This is a genomic window from Clostridioides sp. ES-S-0006-03 (assembly GCF_020662275.1).
Classification (GTDB): Bacteria; Bacillota; Clostridia; order Peptostreptococcales; family Peptostreptococcaceae; genus Clostridioides.
Window position 1 is genome coordinate 160,447 of the sequence record NZ_JADGMM010000006.1, and the last position, 19,830, is coordinate 180,276.

Sequence of the window (19,830 nt, forward strand, 5' to 3'; positions counted from 1 at the left end):
TTGTCAAAAAATACAAAAAGAAAAGGAATGAGAACTTATGATTAAAAAAATTTCTACTATATTATCGTTAGTTTTGCTAATCTCTATTTCTAGTACAGTGGGGGTATTTGCAGATGTAAGTCCTAAAAAAGAGTTGATAGAAGGTAGTATACCAGAGATTTCAACAGAATTAAATAAAAGAGTATTCAAGAATTCTAAAGAAGTAATTCTTGTAAATGAAGAGTCAATTGTAGATAGTATAAGTGCAACACCTTTGGCATATGTAAAAAATGCTCCGATAGTTGTAACTAAGAGTAAAAATGTTGGTAGAGTAACAAGAAATTATCTAAAAGAGCTAGGTCCAGAGAAGGTTACGATAATAGGTGGTTTAAAGGCAGTATCTAAAGATGCTGAACGTAATATAGAGAAAATGGGAATTAAAGTAGAAAGAATAAGAGGAAAAGACAGATATGATACATCTTTAAAGATAGCTAGAGAAATGTACAGAACAGTAGGATTCGATAAGGCATTTTTACTTAGCTCAACTACAGGATTAGAGAATGCCATATCTGTATATTCTTATGCAGCTAAAAATGGAATGCCAATAATATGGGCTCAAGATGAAGGTTTTGAAGAACAAATTGACTTCTTAAAAAGTAAAAACCTTGAAAAAATATATGCATTAGGTGATTCAAAAGAGTTTATTGCAGACATTGATTCTAGCTTAAAGAATATAGAAGGTATAAAGCAAATAAATAAGTCAAGCACAAATGTCGATTTAATAAAGAAGTTTTATGATGAAAAAGATATAAAGAAAATCTATACTGCTAAATTAGATTTTGGAAGTAGATCTGATGTAAACGAATATATTTCTTTGGGAGTAGTATCGGCCAAAGAAAATATGCCAATACTGATTTGTAGTGATAATTTAAGTCATGCACAAGATAAATTCTTGAAAGATAACAACATAAGTGATGTAATTGAAGTTGGATATACAGTAGGTAATTATAGTCTGTTAAAGAGTATACTTAATTTAACATCCTTATCTTGTATAATATTAATACTATTATTACTATTGATTGTATTTAGAGCGCTTAGATATGAGTCAAGATAGTCTTTAATTTATTAAGGAAGCTTTTCATAGGTTAAATTTACTTAATCAGAATAATGTTTATAAGCAGTTTTAAAAGTTCTACTTTTAGAGTTTAAATTAGAGAAGGAGAAAGAAAATGTCAAAAACAGCTAAAGCAGCATTGTGGATTATGGCGGCCACTATGTTTTCAAAAGTATTAGGTTTCCTTAGAGAACTTGTACTTGCAAATTTCTATGGAACAGGTATGTATGCAGACGTATTTGTATTAACATTAAATATACCTGGTTTAATCATAGCAGTCATAGGTTCTGCAATTGCTACAACTTATATACCTATGTACTTTGAGACAAAGAAAAGACTCGGAGATGAAGGTGCCTTAAAATTTACTAACAATGTTTTAAATATATGCTATATAATGGCTATAATAATAGCTATTTTTGGGCTTTTATTTACAGAGCAATTTGTTACAGTATTTGCAGCAGGATTTAGAAGTGACCCTGCTAAGTTTCAAGCAGCAATACTATTTACTAAAATAATGATTTCAGGAGTTTTGTTCTTAAGTGGAAGTAAAATATTTAGTTCATTTTTACAGGTGAATGAGAGTTTTGTAATTCCAGGTCTTATAGGAATTCCATATAATATCATAATAATAGCAGCAATAGCACTAAGTGCAGGTAAAAATGTATGGATACTACCAGCAGGAGCATTGGTTGCCATGGCAAGTCAGTTATTGTTTCAACTCCCATTTGCATTTAAGAAGTCCTACAAGTATAAACCATATATAAATTTAAAGGATGAGTCCATAAAAGAATTAGTGAATCTAGTCTTGCCTATGTTAATAGGTGTAGCTGTTGGACAGTTAAATATATTTGTTGACAGGTTATTGGCAACTACTTTAGGGGATGGGAAGTTGTCCGCTCTTAACTATGCAAATAGACTAAATGAGTTTGTTATGGCATTATTTGTTACATCTATAATAACCGTTATATATCCTAAGCTGGCAAAAATGTCAGGTAAAGATAATAAAGAAGGATTTATAAGTACTATTGTAAAGTCATCAAATTGTATTATATTGGTAGTGCTTCCAATATCCATAGGAGCTATTATACTAGCAGAACCTCTAGTTAGAATACTATTCCAAAGGGGTAAGTTTGATGCATTATCAACAGACCTTACATCTATAGCTCTTAGATTATATTCGTTAGGTTTATTGGCTTGTGGGGTAAGAGATGTTTTATATAGAGCATTCTATTCTCTTTCAGATACAAAGACACCAATGATAAATGGAAGTATAGCTTTAATAATAAATATAGTTCTTAATTTAATATTGATAAGACCACTTGGTCATGCAGGTATTGCTATATCAACTAGTACGTCTAATATAATTACAGTTATATTATTGTTTATATCTCTTAAAAAGAAAACTGGATATTTTGGAGGAGATAAAATCATAAAGACTGGTCTTAAAAGTTTGGTAGCATCAGGTGTGATGGCAGTAGTCACTTTATTGATATATAACAATCTATATGCATTTATAGGTGCAGGAACAATTAAAGAAATTATAGCAGTTGGAACTGGAGTATTAGGTGGGGCTTCTGTATATACGATATTGATAGTTTTATTTAAGGTAGAAGAGATGGACTTAGCTTTTGAATTTTTAAAAAAAGGAAAGCAAAAACTACTTAAAAGATAGACATTTACCTTAAAAAATTAAAATAGAGTCAGAAAGGATGAAAATATGGATTATAAAAATAATTATGAGATGTGGTTAAATTCTCCTTATTTTGATGAACAAACCAAAGAAGAGCTATTAAGTATAAAGGATGATGACAAAGAAATACAAGATAGATTCTATAAAAATTTAGAATTTGGGACAGGTGGTCTAAGGGGTATAATAGGAGCGGGAACTAATAGAATCAATATTTATACTGTTAGACGTGCAACACTTGGAATTTCAAATTATATTATGAAGACGCAAGGTGCAGAAGGAAAGCAAAAAGGAATTGTTATAGCACATGATAGTAGATACATGTCAAGAGAGTTTTGTATAGAAGTAGCTAAAACTTTAAGTGCATATGGTGTAAAGGCTTATATTTTTGAAGAGTTAAAGCCTACACCAGAACTTTCTTTTGCTGTTAGACATTTAAAGTGTGCTATGGGAATAGTAATAACAGCAAGTCATAATCCTAAAGAGTACAATGGATATAAGGTATATGACTCAGATGGAGGTCAAATCTGTATAGATATGGCCAATGATATAATTGCAGAAGTTAATAAGATTGATGATTACAGTATCATTAAAAGTGTAGATTTTGAAGAAGCTTTATCTAAAAATTTAATAACTATATTAGATAATGAAATAGATGATGAGTTTATAAAGGCTGTTAAGAAGCAAGTTTTAAGACAAAGCACGATAGATGAATATGGAAAAAAATTAAAAATAATATATACACCTATTCATGGAACCGGAAATAAACCAGTAAGAAGAGTCTTAAATGAATGTGGCTTTGAAAATGTAATGGTGGTTAAGGAGCAAGAATTGCCAGATTCTAATTTTTCAACAGTTAAGTATCCTAATCCTGAAGAAAAGTCAGTATTTAATATAGCTATTGAAATGGCAAAGAGTAATGGTACTGATTTGATAATAGGGACAGACCCTGATTGTGACAGAGTAGGTGTTGTTGTAAAAGATTCTAGTGGTGAGTATGTAGTCTTAAATGGAAACCAAGTTGGCTCACTTTTAGTTAGATATATAGTAGAGAGTTTAGTTGAAGAAAATAAACTTCCTAAAAACAATCCTACAATAATAAAAACTATAGTTACATCAGAACTAGGTGCAAAAATAGCAAAGGCTTATAATGTAGATTGTTTAAATACTTTAACAGGGTTCAAATTTATAGGAGAAAAAATAAAAGCGTTTGAAGAAAGTAATGATAGAAGCTTTATAATGGGATATGAGGAAAGCTATGGTTACTTAATTGGAACTCATGCTAGAGATAAAGATGGTGTTGTATCTTCGCTTATGATATGTGAAATGGCAGCATACTATTTTTCAAAAGGTATGAACTTGTATGAAGCCTTGATAGATACATATAATAAATTTGGGTACTACAAAGAGGAATTAAAGTCAGTGACTTTAAAAGGCATAGAAGGAATAAAAAAAATAAAAGAGATGATGCTTTACTTTAGAAGTGTTAAAATAGATAATGTGGCTGATGTAAAAGTAGATAAGATTTTAGATTATAAAGATGGAGTAGATGATTTACCTAAATCAGATGTACTTAAATTTTTACTTGAAGATGGTTCTTGGATAGCTATAAGACCTTCAGGTACAGAACCTAAAATTAAATTTTACTTTGGAGCAAATTCAGATAACCAAGAAGATGTAGAATCTAAGTTGAATAATTTAATATCTTATATATTAAATGTGGTGGATTCTATATAAAGAGCTAAGGGGAGATAAACGATGAAAGTATATAATGTCATAATGGCTGGAGGAGGCGGAACTCGTTTCTGGCCACTTAGTAGACAAGAAGTACCTAAGCAGCTTATAAATTTAAGTGGAGAAGATGCTTTAATAAATGAAACTATAAACAGAATAGATTCTCTAGCAAACAAAGAGGATTTATTTATAGTAACTAATGAGAAGCAAATGGACGCTTTAAAAGATACAGTGAAAGATAAATGTTTATACAGTAATATCTTACCAGAACCATGTGCCAGAAATACGGCAGCAGCTATAGGTTTTGCAGCCTTTAACATAATGAAAAAATATGGTGATGGTGTTATGTGTGTATATCCAGCTGACCATTATATAAAAGATGAAAAAGAATTTAAAGCTATTTTAGAAAAAGCTATTTATATAGCAGAAAATAATGATAAACTAGTAACTATTGGGATAAATCCTACATTCCCATCAACAGGATATGGATACATAAACTTTAGTAGAGAAAATACAATAGAAAATGTTGCATATGAAGTAGTGGAGTTTGTAGAAAAGCCAAACTATGAAATTGCTAAAGAGTATGTAAATTCTAAGAAATATGTGTGGAATAGTGGGATGTTTGTATGGAAGGTATCCAAGATATTGGAAGATTTTAAGAGATACTTACCAAAAGTATATGAAAAATTAGAGGAAATCAGTAATTACTTAGGAACAGAAGAAGAAATAGAAAAAATAAAAGAAATCTATCCAACAATACAATCAATCTCTATAGATTATGGTATTATGGAAAGAAGTAATGATGTTATAGTAGTTCCTGGTGATTTTGGTTGGAATGACGTTGGTTCTTGGGACTCCCTAGGTGCGATATATCCAACTGATGATGAAGGTAACATCAAAAGAGGTGAAAATATTACTATAGATACTAAAAACTCAATTATATATTCAGATGACAAATTAATATCGACAATAGGTATTAGTGATTTGATAGTAGTATCTACGAATGATGCAGTTATGGTTTGTAGAAAAGATAAAGCTCAAGATGTCAAAAAGATAGTAGAGCAATTAAAAGAAGAAGATAGACAAGAATATATGTAGGAGGTGTTCATTTGATTCCTAAAAAAATACATTATGTATGGTTTGGTGGTCCAAAAGGAAATATAGAAAATATATGTATAAATTCCTGGAAAGAAAAACTTCCAGAATATGAGATAGTAGAGTGGAATGAAAAAAACTTTGATATAGAGAAAGAAATAAAAGGAAATAAGTTTTTGGAAGAATGTTATAAAAGAAAGCTTTGGGCATTCATATCAGATTATACAAGAGTAAGGGTACTCTATGAACAAGGTGGAGTTTATCTGGATACAGATATGCAGATATTAAAGGATATAACTCCTCTTTTAGAAAATAATAGGCTTATATGTGGATATGAAGATGATGGAGAATACATGAATGCAGCCATAGTAGGTGTAGAAAAAGGACATCCTTTCTTTAAAGATTTATTAGAGTACTACGAAAAAGAGGTGCTTACTTCTTCATTGTTTACAATACCAAAGGTTATGACTTATCTTATGGAAAAAAATTATAAAAAGATTGACCAAAATAACTATGAAGAAGGCATTCGTGTCTACGATAAAGAATATTTTTATCCTTTTGGATTTAAAGAAGACTTTACACCAGAATGTATTACAGAAAATACTTATGGAATACATTGGTGGGGAAAAAGTTGGGCTAAGAAAAGAAATTATTTCTTAGAAAGCAAGCACTTAACAGGTGTAAATAAGATATGGAAGTGTTGTAAAATATTTGCAAGTAATACTTTAAGAAGCTAAAAGGGAGAAAGTGAAATGAAGACTTTAAACGATGATAGAAATATTATGATTAAAAAATATCTTTATATATTTGTTTTGTTTATCATAGTACTTAGAAAGTATATGATATCATTTATTGACCCAGATATGAGTATAGGGATAATTAAATCAGCGTTATTTTATTCTTCAATAGGAATACTAATGCTACTTTTTTTATTTGATAAGAGAAAAAGTATAACAGAAATGGTGCTAGTTGGAGCTTGTGTATTACTTTATATATTAAATAGAGAAGGAGCTATATTATTAATTGTTTTGTTAGCTGTATCAGCTAAACAAATAGATGATAAATGTATAGTTAAAAGTTATTTAATAATATCTGTATGTTTTTTAATAGGAGCTATATTATTATTTAATTTATTTCCTTCATTAGTATTTAATCAGGAAGTCCACTATAGATATATAGGAAAATTAGATACGCTTGTTACAAGAATGGATTTTGGACTTGGTAATCCAAATGGAGTATTTTATTATATGGTTACTATATATGCAGCATATATATTCTTAAGATATAAAAACTATAATAAATGGGATAGAATAATTTTATTTGGATCTGCATTCTTTGTTTATCAAACTACATATAGTAGAACTGGCTTTTTTACTATATTAGCAGGATTAATATTTGTAGAGATAATAAGAGTGATAGACCTAAAAAAAATAAAAGTACTACCAATGCTTATAAAGACATCACCGATAATACTTACTTTATTTAGTGTAATTATTGGTATGATGTTTTCTAAAAGTAGTGTACTAAATAGATTATTAGCAAGTAGACCTAAGTTCTGGAATGTATACTTAGCTCAAGAGGGAAATTTTATGAAACCTTTTGGAAATTCATATAGTGCTGCTATAAAAGCAACTAATCCATTAGACAGTTCTTATATATATATAATTAGTGTACTAGGAGTAATTGCTTGCATCTTATTTATGTTTTTGATGTATAAAGGTATACAAAGCTTTATAGAAAAAGATAAAAAAGAGTATTTAGTAGCTTTATTCATATTTTTACTATATTCTTTTGCAGAAAATTTATTATTAGAAGCTTCATTTAGTTTCACAATAGTATTACTAATAAAAGAAGTAATATTAAATGATAAAAGAGAGGTAGATTTGTGGAAAATGAAAAGTAGGAGGTAGTAATGTTAATATCATTAATAATGCCAACATTAAATAGATATGATGATATATACTTACTTATGGATAGCTTAGAAAATCAAACTTACAAGAACTTTGAACTTATAGTAATAGATCAAAATGATAATAACAAAGTTAAGGAGATAGTTGATAAATACGTTGATAAGTTAGATATAAAGTATATAAAAAGCGATAAGCTAGGATTAAGTTATAACAGAAATGTAGGCATAGATAATGCTAAAGGACAAATTATAGGTTTTCCTGATGATGACTGTGTCTACGAAAATGATACATTAGAAAAAGTTACAAACTTCTTTAATAAAAATAAAGATTATAAAATATACAGTTGTAAAACTATGGATGCAAATAAAATTGATGCATTTAAGAAAATGTATGATGGAACTTGTGATATCACAAGTTCCAACGTTTTAAATACTATAACATCCATAACTTTTTTTGTTGATTTTGGAGAAAAAGAATATACACGATTTGACGAAAAATTAGGTGTTGGTGGAGATTTTGGTGCTGGTGAAGAGATAGATTATGTTTTAAACCTGTTGAGTTTAGGATTTAAAGGAAAATACTTTGGGAATGATATAATTTACCATCCTGCAAAAAAACATTCTAAATCTAAAGAAAAGTATCAAAAAGATTATAACTATGGAAGAGGTTTTGGAGCCATTTGCAAAAAAGAAATAGTCTATAGAAAGAATTATAAGTTTGTAAAGGTTATGGCATCAAAGCTTGTAAGAAATATAGGCGGTCTTATATTGAGTTCCAACAAAGATTATCATAGTGCCACTATAAAAGGAAGAATTAATGGATTTAGACAGTATAAGTTATAATGAGGATGGTGTTTATGGACAAGGTTAAATTTTTAATAAATATGCTTTTGGCTTTTTTTATGTATCCATTTAGTAAGCATAAGTTTAATGGTAGAAATATTTGGCTTATAGGTGGACATTCAGGAGATATATACAATGATAATGCCAAGTTCTTTTATGAGTATATGTTGAAAGAACATAATGATGTAGAAACTTATTGGGTAGTAAATAAAGACAGTAAAGTATTCAATAAAATTCCAGGCAAGAAATTAATAAGAGGAAGTGTAGAAAACTATCTATATTATTACAATTCAAAAGCTATAGTATTTTCACATGCGCCATCAGCAGATATAGCACCTTATAACTTTGCTGTACCTGTTCTTAATTATTTCCATAAAAAGACGATAAAAGTATTCTTAAATCATGGAACGATAAGTTTTAAAAAGAGAAAGCCAATGAATAAAAAGTTTAAAAATATTATAGATAACCTATATAAAAGTTATAATATAGTTACAGCAAGTTCTGAGTTTGAAAGAGATGTCATGGTAAATGATTGGGGAATGTTAGATGACTCAGTTTATATAATTGGAAATGCAAGATATGACAATTTACCAACAAATGAAGTTGCACAAACACGAGATATATTATATACTCCTACATGGAGAGACTGGATAAAATTTAGTTCAGGAAAATTTACAGATACAGATTATTTTAAAAATATAATGAATTTCTTGAATGATGATAAATTAAATAAAATATTAGATGAGAAAGATATAAATGTAAAAATTTATATGCATCATCTTATGCATGAGTTTATAGATGACATAAAAGAAAACATAACTGGTAAACGAATTGTATTTTTAGATAAAGGGGTAACTCTAGCAAATGAAATAAGAAAATCAGCTGCAAACATAACTGATTATTCAAGTGTTGCCATAGATTTTCTCTATATGAACAGACCTATTTTATTTTATCAATTTGATTTAGATGAATATATGGAAAAAGTTGACTCGTATATAGATTTAAAAAGCGAAATGTTTGGGTCTTTGGCTTATAATAATGATGAAGCTGTGAATAAACTTATTGATATTATTGAAAATAATTTTGAGGTTATGGGTAACCAAAAAAATGAAAGAAATAAGTTTTTCAGATATAATGACAATAAGAACTGCAAGAGGATATATGATTGTGTATTAAGTAAAATTAAATAAATATTTTATAAATGATGAGGAAGGTAATATGAAGAAGAATTTAGTATCTATAATTACTCCCATGTATAATTCTGAAAAATTTATTGAAGCAACCATAAAATCAGTATTAAACCAAACTTATCAAGAATGGGAAATGTTAATTATTGATGATTGCTCAACAGATAATAGTCCTAGTATAGTCAAATCTTATATGCAACAAGATAGTAGAATAAAATGCATAAAGACTGAGACTAATAAGGGTGTCTCTAATGCTAGAAATCTAGCATTAAGTAATGCGACAGGACAATTTATAGCTTTTTTAGATAGTGATGACCAGTGGAATAGTAGTAAGTTAGAAAAACAAGTAAACTTTATGTTAGAAAATGACTATGTAATCTCATTTACTTCATATGAACTGATGGACGAAAATGATAAAAAGTTAAATAAAGTAATAAAAGTGCCACCTAATGTAGATTATAGAAGGTTATTAAAGGGAAATATTTTGGGATGTCTTACTGTTGTAATTGATAAGTCTAAATTGGATTTTGAAATTAAAATGAGTGGTGTAAGACATGAAGATTATGTCTTGTGGTTATCTATATTGAAAAGAGGACATATCGCTCATGGAATAAATGAAGTTTTAGCATTATATAGAAAATCTAGTAACTCCCTTAGTGGTAATAAGATAAAGGCTGCTATGTGGACTTGGAATATATATAGAAATATAGAAAAAATACCTCTATACAAAGCTATATACTACTTTATTAATTATGGAATAAATGGAATTAAAAAAAGTTAGATAGAGAGGAAGATTTAATTAATGTATAAATATAAATTTACTGTATTTACTCCAACATATAATAGAGCACATTTACTTGAAAATTTGTATAATGATTTAAAAGCTCAAACATATGATTTCAACGACTTTGAATGGTTGATTGTTGATGATGGAAGTAGTGATGGTACTAAAGAATTAGTTGAAAAATTTATATCAGAAGATAAATTAAATATAAGATATATATACAAAGAAAATGGAGGAAAGCATACTGCAATAAATCTAGGTGTAAAAAATGCAGATGGAGAACTATTTTTCATTGTAGATAGTGATGATGGTTTAATTAAAGATTCTCTTGAAATTGCTAATGATGAATGGAATTCTGTAGAAAATAAAGAAGGATTTAGTGGGGTTGTTGGACTTTGTGTATACCCAAGTGGAGATTTAATAGGCACAGAAATGCCTGAGGATAAAAAAATATGTCACTTTGCAGACCTATATTTTAAATATGGTGTTAAGGGAGATAAAAGCATAGTATTTGTAACTGATGAGCTTATAAAATTTCCTTTTCCAGAAAGAAAAGAAGTGAGATTTTTACCAGAAAGTGTAGTATGGAATGAAATGTCTAAATACTATAAAGTTAAATGTGTAAACAAACCTATGATAATAAGAGATTATTTGGATGATGGTTTGACTAAGAATATATTAAATAAAAATGCATTAAAAGGTAGAGCATTAGAGTTTTTATATTTAATAAATCAAAATACATATCCTTTAGGTAGATATCCATATATGTGGATAAAGAATTACATAAATTTAGCTAGATACTCATTGTTATCTGAGAGTCATTATTTTGGCGAAATCAAAAAAATATCTGATAAATTATTGTATTTAGTGTTGTTCCCATTAGGATATTACAAATATATTGGACAAAAAAAGTTAGTATCTAAGTAAACTTGTTGGTATAGTACTGCTAGTTGCTATATAAGGAGAGTAAAAATATGAATGAGCCTTTAGTATCGATAATTACTCCTGTATATAATTCAGAAGAGTTTTTATCAGAGACAATAAAGTCAATCCAAAATCAAACTTATAAAAATTGGCAGCTTTTATTAGTGGATGATTGTTCTAAGGACAATTCAAGTGAAATTATAAAAAGTTTTCAAAAAGAAGATGCTAGAATAAAATATATAAAGCTTGAAAAAAATTCTGGAGCTGCAGTATCTAGGAATGTTGGTATTGAAAATGCGGAAGGTAGATTTATTGCATTTGTAGATAGTGATGATTTATGGGAGAGTAAAAAGTTAGAAATTCAGATAGGATATATGTTAAAAGAAAATATCGGGTTTTCTTTTACATCTTATAGATATATGAGACAAGATGGAACAAAAACGAGTAAAGTTGCAAGAGCACCTAAAAAGATTGACTATGAAGGATTACTTAGAAATACTATAATAGGGTGTTCTACTGTAGTCATCGATAAGGATGTCATAGGTGAATTTAGTATGCCTTTAGTAAGAAGAGGACAAGATACTGCAACTTGGTTACAATTACTTAAAAAGGAAAAATATGCATATGGAATTCAAGAAGCTTTAGTGAATTATAGGCTAGTTGGGAATTCTATATCAAGCAATAAGATAAAAGCATTAAAACGAACTTGGAATACTTATAGAAATGTTGAAAATTTAAGTTTACCAAAAAGTCTATATGTATTTTGTTTCTATGTTTTTAATGCCATTAAAAAAAGAGTATAAGTTTTATATACTTGGAGGTAAAAAAATGAAAATAGCTATAGCTGGGACTGGATATGTAGGGCTAGTAACAGGTGTTTGTCTAGCAGAGGTAGGCAATGAAAATGTAATTTGTGTTGATATAGATGAACACAAAGTTAAATCGATGCAACTTGGGATAGCACCTATATATGAAGAAGGCCTAGAAGAACTTATGGTTAGAAATTATAAAAAAGGAAGAATAAATTATACTACAGATTATAAAAAAGCTTATGAAGATGTAGATATAATACTAATAGCTGTGGGAACTCCTGAAAGAAGTGATGGTTCAGCTAATTTAGATTATATAAAGGCAGTTGCAAAGCAAATAGCTGAAACTGTAACAAAAGATACTTTAGTAGTAATAAAATCTACAGTACCAATTGGAACAAATGAAGAAATAGAAGATTATATAAATAGAAACTTAAAAAATGATGTGAAAGTTGAACTTGCATCTAATCCAGAGTTTTTATCACAAGGTAGCGCAGTAAGAGATACTTTACATGCTTCAAGAATCGTTATAGGAGTGGAAAGTGAGTGGGCAAGAGAAATACTGGAAGAAATCTATAAACCTTTTAATCAACCTATAATAGTAACCAATAGAAATAGTGCTGAAATGATAAAATATGCATCAAATAATTTTTTAGCACTTAAGATATCTTTTATGAATGATATTGCAAATCTTTGTGAGATAGCAGGAGCTAATGTGGAAGATGTTGCCTTAGGAATGAGTTATGATGATAGAATAGGAAGTAAATTCTTAAAAGCAGGTATAGGTTATGGAGGTTCTTGTTTCCCTAAAGATACAAAAGCTCTTCACTGGTTGTCTGAACATAATGGATATGAGTTAAAAACAGTAAAAGCTGCTATAGAAGTGAATGAAAGCCAAAAACTTAAATTAGTTAGAAAGGCATCTAAACTAGTAGAGAGTTTTCAAGATATGAAAGTTGCTGTTTTAGGACTAACATTTAAGCCAGATACTGATGATATAAGAGAAGCTCCATCTATCCCAAATATAAAATATTTGCTTGAAAGAGGAGCAAAAGTTACTGCATTTGACCCAATAGGAGTTGAAAATACTAAGAAAATATTTGGAGATTCTATACTTTATGCTAAATCTATAGATGATACAATAGAAGATGCAGAGATATGTTTTATAATGACAGAGTGGAAAGATGTCTTAAATTATGATATACATAAGTATAAGGAAAAGATGAAAAATCCTTTAGTTCTAGATGGAAGAAATTGCTACAAGCTTGAAGATATGAAAGAACTAGGTATTGAGTATTATTCGATAGGAAGGTAAATATTATGAAGACTGTTTGTTATTTGGCTGATGGGTCAAATCCTCATACTTTGAAATGGTGTAGTTTTTTTAAAAATAAAGGATATGACATTCATGTAATCTCTTTAAATGGAGGTCACATGGAAGGAATTAAAATATATGATTTTGGTTCTAACGTAGAAGAACTGAAAAATGAAAATATTTCTAAAAAAACAGGATACTTAGGTTCAATAAAACAAATAAAGAAACTAGTAAATGAAATAAAGCCAGATATACTTCATGCACAATATGCAAGTAGCTATGGATTTATAGGGAGTTTACTTGGGTATCATCCATATATTATTTCTGTTTGGGGTACTGATATTTACGATTTCCCAAACAATGGTTTTATACAAAAACAAATTATAAAACATAACTTTAGAAAAGCAGATTATATATTTTCAAATAGTAGAGACATGGCTAAAGAAGCTAATAAATATACAACTAAGCATGTAGATGTAACCTTTTTCGGAGTAGATATGGATAGATTTAAACCTATGGAAGTAGAAAAAGAAGATGCTTTTGTAATAGGAATTATAAAGAGTTTGGAAAAAAAATATGGAATTGAATATTTAGTACAAGCATTTAAGATGTTGAAAGATGAATATAAAGAAAAGAAAATAATTTTAAAAATAGGTGGTTCTGGAAGTCAAATGGATAACTTAGTGAATTTGACTAAGGAATTAGGACTAGAAGAAGATGTTCAATTTTTAGGTAGAATATCTCCAGAGGATGTCAGTAAGACTTTTAATTCTTTTGATGTAACTGTATTTCCTTCTTTGAGAGAGGGGTTTGGTGTAGCTGCAATAGAATCAGAGTCTTGTGAAGTTCCTGTCATTGTTACAAATGTAGGTGGACATCCAGAATCTGTATTGAAAAATGAAACTGGGCTAATTGTAGAGCCAAAGCAACCAGAAGAAATAAAAAATGCTATAATAAAGCTAATGGAAAATGATGAACTTAGACTTAATATGGGTAAAAAAGGGCGTCAGTTTGTTAGAGAAAATTATGAAGTTAATTTAAACTTTAATGATATAGCAAAAATATACGACTCTATATTAGATAAATATAAAAAATAAGAATTGAAAAATACAGCAAAAGATAGATGTTGTTGGCTATGCTTAGGTGCGTAGCTTTTGCTGTTTAATGGAGGGCTTCTAGTTATGCGAGAAAGTATAGATTTAGAGAAAGAAAGCTTTTTTAATAAGCTTTTTAAAAAATATAAATTTAGACAACTAACATTATTAATTCTAGATATTTGTAGCGTGCTAGTAGCATTTCGAATGTCTTTGAGTTTGACAGGAAATTTAGATGTATTCAATGTTAATAATGTAATAATTTCAGTTTGTATATATATTGTACTCCATATAGTATCATTTAGATTGTTTAAGTGTTACAACACATTGTGGAGATATGCAGGAGAAGAAGAAATTATTTCGATTTTTATTGCAACTTTAGCTTATCTAATTCCAGCTTATGTGATAAATAGAATATTGGGACTCGATTATCCTATAATGCTTTATGTATTAAATACGATATTCATTATAATGTTTACAAGTGGAGTGAGAATAGGGTACAGAGCTATAAGAATAGTCATGAATAAAACCTATTCTAGAGGGAAGGTTTCTAACATTCTTATAATTGGAGCAGGAGATGCTGGAGAGATGGTTATACAAGAATTAAAGCGAAATCCAGAACTTAAAAAAGTCGCAGTAGCTATAATCGATGATGATAAAAATAAAATCGGAAGAATAATTCATAATGTAAAGATTGTAGGAACAACTTCAAAGATAAATGATATAGTTGAAGAATATAAAGTAGATGAAATAATTTTTTCTATTGCGAACATAGAAAAACGCAGAAAAAAAGAAATTATTGATATGTGTAAAAATACTAATTGTAAAATAAAGACAATACCAGGGATTTATGAAATTATAGATGGAAAAGTTGACATAAAACAGATTAGAGAGGTAGAAATAGAAGACTTATTGGGTAGAGAGCCTATAAGAACAAATTTAAAAGAGATAAGTAACTACATTGAAGGAAAAGTAATCCTTGTAACTGGAGGAGGAGGCTCAATTGGTTCAGAGCTTTGCAGACAGATTGCAGGATTTAATCCTAAAGAGCTTATTATAGTTGATAATTATGAGAATAATGCTTATGCAATACAACAAGAATTGCTTAGAAAATATAAAAACAAGCTGGATTTAAAAGCAATAATAGCTTCAATAAGAGAAGAAAAAAGAATGGATGAAATATTTAATAAATATAAGCCAGAAGTAGTGTTCCATGCAGCAGCTCATAAACATGTTCCTCTTATGGAGTCAAGCCCTGGTGAAGCTATAAAGAATAATATATTTGGAACTTTAAATATAGCAGGTTTATCTTCAAAATATAAAGCTAAGAAGTTTGTCCTTATATCTACAGATAAAGCTGTAAATCCTACAAATATAATGGGAGCTACTAAAAGAGCTGCTGAGATGATTATACAGACAATGAATGATGAAAGTCAGACTGAGTTTGTTGCAGTTAGATTTGGAAATGTACTTGGAAGTAATGGAAGTGTAATTCCCCTTTTTAAGAAGCAAATTGAAGATGGAGGACCAGTAACTGTTACACATCCAGATATCATTAGATATTTTATGACGATACCAGAGGCTGTAGGACTTGTTATACAGGCTGGAGCTATGGCTAAAGGTGGAGAAGTATTTGTGCTTGATATGGGAGAGCCTGTAAAAATATTGGATTTAGCAAAAAATTTAATAAAATTTAGTGGGTTTGAACCAGATGTTGATATAAAAATTGAATTTTCTGGTCTTAGACCAGGAGAAAAATTGTATGAAGAACTTCTTATGTCAGAAGAAGGTCTGTTAGATACAGAGCATAAAAAGATTTTTATTGGTAGGCCAATAGATGTTGATAGAGAAGAAATAACAAAATACTTAAAACTTTTAAAAGAAATTACAAACAATGAAGAAACTGAAAAAATAGATAGTGTAATGAGAAAATTAGTACCAACTTACATTAAACCAGAAGATGCTAATATCAAGGAAATTGCAATAACTCGAGATAAGTAGAATATATTTCTAATTTGTAACCAGGGGGAGCAAAAAGAAACAAATAGAGACTAAAAAGAAACAAAAGATTACAAAAAGATTACAAAAAGATTACAAAAAAGGTTGCAATTTATTTTGATGTAAGTTAGAATGTTAATTAGGAATTGGAAACGAAGGAACAAAATGTTAAATTTTCGAAAGGATTAGGTATTTGAGATTATGATGAATATTAAAAATAAAAAACATATATTGAAAAAATTTATAGCGATGGTGTTAATAGCAGGAGTTGTTACAGTGGAGGCGGGAGCAATAACAGCTAGTGCAGCAGAGTTATCTAATTCACCTATGACTGCGACAGTAGATCAATGTGACTTCTTAAACATGAGAAGTGGAGCTAGTGCAAATGATGCAATAGTAGGAAAGATAAACACAGGTGACAAAGTTGAAGTTTTAGAATTACATTCAAATGGATGGATAAAAATAAAAACAGTTGACAATGTTACAGGATGGGTAAATGGAGATTATTTAACTATTGAAGGTGGAAATGTAGACGCAAAGGTACAAAATGTTTTAAACTTAGCATTTAAGCAACAAGGTAAACCATATAGATGGGGAGCAACTGGACCAAACTCTTTTGATTGTTCTGGGTTCACTTCTTATGTTTACAAAAATGGAGCAGGAGTTAATTTGCCAAGAGTATCAAGATCACAAGCAACAGTAGGAAAGAAAGTATCTAGAGCAGAATTAAAAGCAGGAGATTTAGTTTTCTTTGGTTCAGGTGGTTCAATAAATCATGTTGGGTTGTATATAGGAGATTCTAAATTTATACATTCACCACAAACAGGAGATGTAGTAAAAGTTACTAGTATGGCTCCAGGAACTAATTATGCTAGAAGACTTATAACTGCTACACGTGTTTTACAATAATAATAGATTTAATTTACATAGGATTGAATATTAACATTAAATACAGTTATGTTTAATGTTTTACATAGAGAGTGAAGTATTAATTAATATTAAAATAGTGATGAACGTTATAAAAACAGCAAAGAAGATAAATTTCTTTGCTGTTTTTTTTATAATAAATTATTTCATATTATAATCAAATATTAAATATAAATATTAACTATATTATTCAATATTTGACAGATAATATGAATTTTAGATATACTTAGTAAGGAGTATATTGTAGAAAAAAATAAATTTAAGAAATTAAGGGGGATGAAATGAAAAAGATAAGTATATTACTATTATCGTTGGTAATGACACTTACAATGTGTAGTGTAAGTTCATTTGCTGATTCGTCAAATGATAAGGAAATGAGAGCAGCTTGGATATCTACAGTTTATAACTTAGATTGGCCTAAGACTAAAAATAATGAAGCCAAGCAAAAAAAGGAATACACAGACCTATTAGACAAATTAAAAAGTTCAGGGATAAACACAGCAGTGGTTCAAGTAAGACCAAAATCAGATGCTTTATATAAATCAAATATAAATCCATGGTCTGAATATCTTACAGGTACTCAAGGTAAAGACCCTGGATATGACCCATTACCATTTTTAATAGAAGAAGCACACAAAAGAGGAATGGAATTTCACGCATGGTTTAATCCATACAGAATAACTATGGCAGATGAGAGCATAGATAAGTTGCCAGCAAACCATCCAGCAAAGAAAAACCCAAGTTGGGTAGTTAAACATGGAAATAAGTATTACTATGACCCAGGTCTACCAGAAGTTAGAAAGTACATAGTTGATAGTATAGCAGAGGTAGTTCAAAATTATGATATAGATGGTGTTCATTTCGATGATTATTTCTATCCAGGAGTAAGCTTCAATGATACTGCTACATATCAAAAATATGGACAAGGACAAAACAAAGACAATTGGAGAAGAGAAAATGTAAATACTCTACTTAGAGATGTAAAGGCATCTATAAAGAGTATAAAGCCTGAAGTTGTGTTTGGTGTGAGTCCAGCTGGAATATGGAGAAATAAGAGTAGTGACCCAACAGGTTCAGATACATCAGGTAATGAAAGTTATGTAGGTACATATGCAGATACAAGAGCATGGATAAAACAAGGATTAGTTGATTACGTAGTTCCACAACTTTACTGGCCAATTGGTCTTAAAGCTGCAGATTACTCTAAATTAGTAGCATGGTGGGCAAATGAAGTAAAAGGAACAAATGTAGATTTATACATAGGACAAGGTATATATAAGCAAGGGCAATCAAGTTATAATGGGCAAAACATAGCAAAAGAAATAGTTAAGCAAGTAACATTAAATAGAAAATATAGTGAAATAAAGGGTAGTATGTATTTTTCAGCTAAAGATATAGCAAATAGTACATCTATACAAAATGATTTAAAGAGCTTGTACTCTGACAGCAATGAACAGCCAGTGACTCCACCATCTAATGTCAAGGTGGAAAAATTAAGAGGTGCTGAAAGATATGATACAGCAGTTGCAATAAGTAAAAAAGGATGGGCTACAAATTCAGATACAGTAGTATTAGTAAATGGATATTCTATAGTAGATGGTATAACATCAACTCCACTTGCTACTGCAAATGATGCACCTATATTATTAGTAAATAAGGGTGACATACCAACATCTACCAAAAATGAAATAAAAAGACTTAATCCAAGTAAAGTTATCTTAATAGGAGGAAATAGTTCTATTGGAGATAAAATTGAAAGTGAGATAAAAGATACATTATCAAATGTATCAATAAACAGAGTAGGTGGCTCAGATAGATATAGCACATCTCTTTTAATAGCAAAAGAATTAGCTAAGACTAATCCAGTAGACAAACTATATATAACAAGTGGTACAGGTGAAGCAGATTCTCTTTCTATAGCTTCAAAAGCAGGAGAAGAAAAACAGCCAATCGTATTAGTATCAAAAGATAATGTAAGTGATGAAATCTATAACTGGGTATCAGACTTAAATGTAAAAGATGCATACTTTATCGGTGGTAATTTAAGTATATCTGATTCAGTAATAAGTAAATTAGATAAAGTTATTACAAATGATGTATCTAAAAATAGAATAGCTGGAGAAAATAGAGAAGAAACAAATGGAAAAGTAATACAGAAATTCTATCCAAATGCTGAATATTCATCAATATTTGTAAGTAAGAGTAATCAGTTAGTAGATGCATTAACATCAGGACCTTTAGCAGCAAAATTAAAATCACCAGTAGTTATGCTTGGAAATAGTGTAACATCTGCTCAGAAAACTGCTCTAGAGCCTAAAAAGACAAGCCTAGTATATGAAGCTGGAGATGGCATAAATCAAACTGCATTAAACAGTTTATTAAACTTAGTTCAGTAGTAAGAATTTAATAAAGATGCTATATTATAAATTCT

The 19,830-nt window shown here is 29.3% G+C and carries 16 protein-coding genes; all 16 read left to right on the forward strand.

Going from position 1 to position 19,830, the window contains the following annotated elements:
• Window positions 1–37 precede the first annotated feature (37 nt).
• The 16 genes from IR151_RS10365 to IR151_RS10440 all read left to right on the forward strand — a co-directional run bounded on the left by IR151_RS10365 (window position 38) and on the right by IR151_RS10440 (window position 19,795).
• On the forward strand, window positions 38–1,093 hold the full coding sequence (locus IR151_RS10365) for a cell wall-binding repeat-containing protein (protein ID WP_227434451.1): 1,056 nt from the start codon (window positions 38–40) through the stop codon (window positions 1,091–1,093).
• Window positions 1,094–1,208: 115 nt separating this feature from the next.
• Window positions 1,209–2,765 (forward strand): murein biosynthesis integral membrane protein MurJ, encoded by a 1,557-nt coding sequence (gene murJ, locus IR151_RS10370; RefSeq protein ID WP_227434452.1) that lies wholly within the window; start codon window positions 1,209–1,211, stop codon window positions 2,763–2,765.
• 45 nt (window positions 2,766–2,810) lie between these two features.
• Window positions 2,811–4,517, forward strand: a complete 1,707-nt coding sequence (locus IR151_RS10375; RefSeq protein WP_227434453.1) for a phospho-sugar mutase — start codon at window positions 2,811–2,813, stop codon at window positions 4,515–4,517.
• 21 nt (window positions 4,518–4,538) lie between these two features.
• Window positions 4,539–5,612: a mannose-1-phosphate guanylyltransferase gene (locus tag IR151_RS10380; RefSeq protein ID WP_227434454.1), complete on the forward strand. Its 1,074-nt coding sequence runs from the start codon at window positions 4,539–4,541 to the stop codon at window positions 5,610–5,612.
• Window positions 5,613–5,623: 11 nt separating this feature from the next.
• Window positions 5,624–6,346: a glycosyltransferase gene (locus IR151_RS10385; RefSeq protein ID WP_227434455.1), complete on the forward strand. Its 723-nt coding sequence runs from the start codon at window positions 5,624–5,626 to the stop codon at window positions 6,344–6,346.
• A gap of 15 nt (window positions 6,347–6,361) precedes the next feature.
• Window positions 6,362–7,519 (forward strand): polysaccharide polymerase, encoded by a 1,158-nt coding sequence (locus IR151_RS10390; protein ID WP_227434456.1) that lies wholly within the window; start codon window positions 6,362–6,364, stop codon window positions 7,517–7,519.
• Window positions 7,520–7,521: 2 nt separating this feature from the next.
• A complete protein-coding gene (locus IR151_RS10395) occupies window positions 7,522–8,361 on the forward strand; it encodes a glycosyltransferase family 2 protein (protein ID WP_227434457.1) in 840 nt (279 codons plus the stop codon).
• A 14-nt stretch (window positions 8,362–8,375) separates the two neighbouring features.
• Window positions 8,376–9,551: a CDP-glycerol glycerophosphotransferase family protein gene (locus IR151_RS10400; RefSeq protein WP_227434458.1), complete on the forward strand. Its 1,176-nt coding sequence runs from the start codon at window positions 8,376–8,378 to the stop codon at window positions 9,549–9,551.
• Between the two features lie 28 nt (window positions 9,552–9,579).
• Entirely contained in the window at window positions 9,580–10,329 is a 750-nt protein-coding gene (locus IR151_RS10405) for a glycosyltransferase family 2 protein (RefSeq protein WP_227434459.1), read from the forward strand.
• A 21-nt stretch (window positions 10,330–10,350) separates the two neighbouring features.
• On the forward strand, window positions 10,351–11,259 hold the full coding sequence (locus IR151_RS10410) for a glycosyltransferase family A protein (protein ID WP_227434460.1): 909 nt from the start codon (window positions 10,351–10,353) through the stop codon (window positions 11,257–11,259).
• Between the two features lie 47 nt (window positions 11,260–11,306).
• The gene (locus tag IR151_RS10415) at window positions 11,307–12,059 is read left to right on the forward strand and encodes a glycosyltransferase family 2 protein (RefSeq protein ID WP_227434461.1); all 753 of its coding nucleotides are present in this window, start codon (window positions 11,307–11,309) and stop codon (window positions 12,057–12,059) included.
• Window positions 12,013–13,380 (forward strand): UDP-glucose dehydrogenase family protein, encoded by a 1,368-nt coding sequence (locus IR151_RS10420; RefSeq protein WP_413926633.1) that lies wholly within the window; start codon window positions 12,013–12,015, stop codon window positions 13,378–13,380. Before IR151_RS10415 ends, IR151_RS10420 begins: the two co-directional genes overlap by 47 nt.
• 5 nt (window positions 13,381–13,385) lie before the next feature.
• On the forward strand, window positions 13,386–14,477 hold the full coding sequence (locus IR151_RS10425; RefSeq protein ID WP_227434463.1) for a glycosyltransferase family 4 protein: 1,092 nt from the start codon (window positions 13,386–13,388) through the stop codon (window positions 14,475–14,477).
• 84 nt (window positions 14,478–14,561) lie between these two features.
• Entirely contained in the window at window positions 14,562–16,475 is a 1,914-nt protein-coding gene (locus IR151_RS10430; protein WP_227434464.1) for a polysaccharide biosynthesis protein, read from the forward strand.
• A gap of 201 nt (window positions 16,476–16,676) precedes the next feature.
• The gene (locus IR151_RS10435; protein ID WP_227434465.1) at window positions 16,677–17,381 is read left to right on the forward strand and encodes an SH3 domain-containing C40 family peptidase; all 705 of its coding nucleotides are present in this window, start codon (window positions 16,677–16,679) and stop codon (window positions 17,379–17,381) included.
• A gap of 299 nt (window positions 17,382–17,680) precedes the next feature.
• Complete coding sequence (locus IR151_RS10440; RefSeq protein ID WP_227434466.1) at window positions 17,681–19,795, forward strand: cell wall-binding glycosyl-hydrolase Cwp19; 2,115 nt, start codon at window positions 17,681–17,683, stop codon at window positions 19,793–19,795.
• The last annotated feature ends 35 nt before the right edge of the window (window positions 19,796–19,830 follow it).

What these genes read in the sequence shown, in the direction of transcription:
- IR151_RS10365 (WP_227434451.1), top strand. Translation starts at nt 38, where the DNA reads ATGATTAAAAAAATTTCTACTATATTATCGTTAGTTTTGCTAATCTCT.
- murJ (WP_227434452.1), top strand. Translation starts at nt 1,209, where the DNA reads ATGTCAAAAACAGCTAAAGCAGCATTGTGGATTATGGCGGCCACTATG.
- IR151_RS10375 (WP_227434453.1), top strand. Translation starts at nt 2,811, where the DNA reads ATGGATTATAAAAATAATTATGAGATGTGGTTAAATTCTCCTTATTTT.
- IR151_RS10380 (WP_227434454.1), top strand. Translation starts at nt 4,539, where the DNA reads ATGAAAGTATATAATGTCATAATGGCTGGAGGAGGCGGAACTCGTTTC.
- IR151_RS10390 (WP_227434456.1), top strand. Translation starts at nt 6,362, where the DNA reads ATGAAGACTTTAAACGATGATAGAAATATTATGATTAAAAAATATCTT.
- IR151_RS10395 (WP_227434457.1), top strand. Translation starts at nt 7,522, where the DNA reads ATGTTAATATCATTAATAATGCCAACATTAAATAGATATGATGATATA.
- IR151_RS10400 (WP_227434458.1), top strand. Translation starts at nt 8,376, where the DNA reads ATGGACAAGGTTAAATTTTTAATAAATATGCTTTTGGCTTTTTTTATG.
- IR151_RS10405 (WP_227434459.1), top strand. Translation starts at nt 9,580, where the DNA reads ATGAAGAAGAATTTAGTATCTATAATTACTCCCATGTATAATTCTGAA.
- IR151_RS10410 (WP_227434460.1), top strand. Translation starts at nt 10,351, where the DNA reads ATGTATAAATATAAATTTACTGTATTTACTCCAACATATAATAGAGCA.
- IR151_RS10415 (WP_227434461.1), top strand. Translation starts at nt 11,307, where the DNA reads ATGAATGAGCCTTTAGTATCGATAATTACTCCTGTATATAATTCAGAA.
- IR151_RS10420 (WP_413926633.1), top strand. Translation starts at nt 12,013, where the DNA reads ATGTATTTTGTTTCTATGTTTTTAATGCCATTAAAAAAAGAGTATAAG.
- IR151_RS10425 (WP_227434463.1), top strand. Translation starts at nt 13,386, where the DNA reads ATGAAGACTGTTTGTTATTTGGCTGATGGGTCAAATCCTCATACTTTG.
- IR151_RS10430 (WP_227434464.1), top strand. Translation starts at nt 14,562, where the DNA reads ATGCGAGAAAGTATAGATTTAGAGAAAGAAAGCTTTTTTAATAAGCTT.
- IR151_RS10435 (WP_227434465.1), top strand. Translation starts at nt 16,677, where the DNA reads ATGAATATTAAAAATAAAAAACATATATTGAAAAAATTTATAGCGATG.
- IR151_RS10440 (WP_227434466.1), top strand. Translation starts at nt 17,681, where the DNA reads ATGAAAAAGATAAGTATATTACTATTATCGTTGGTAATGACACTTACA.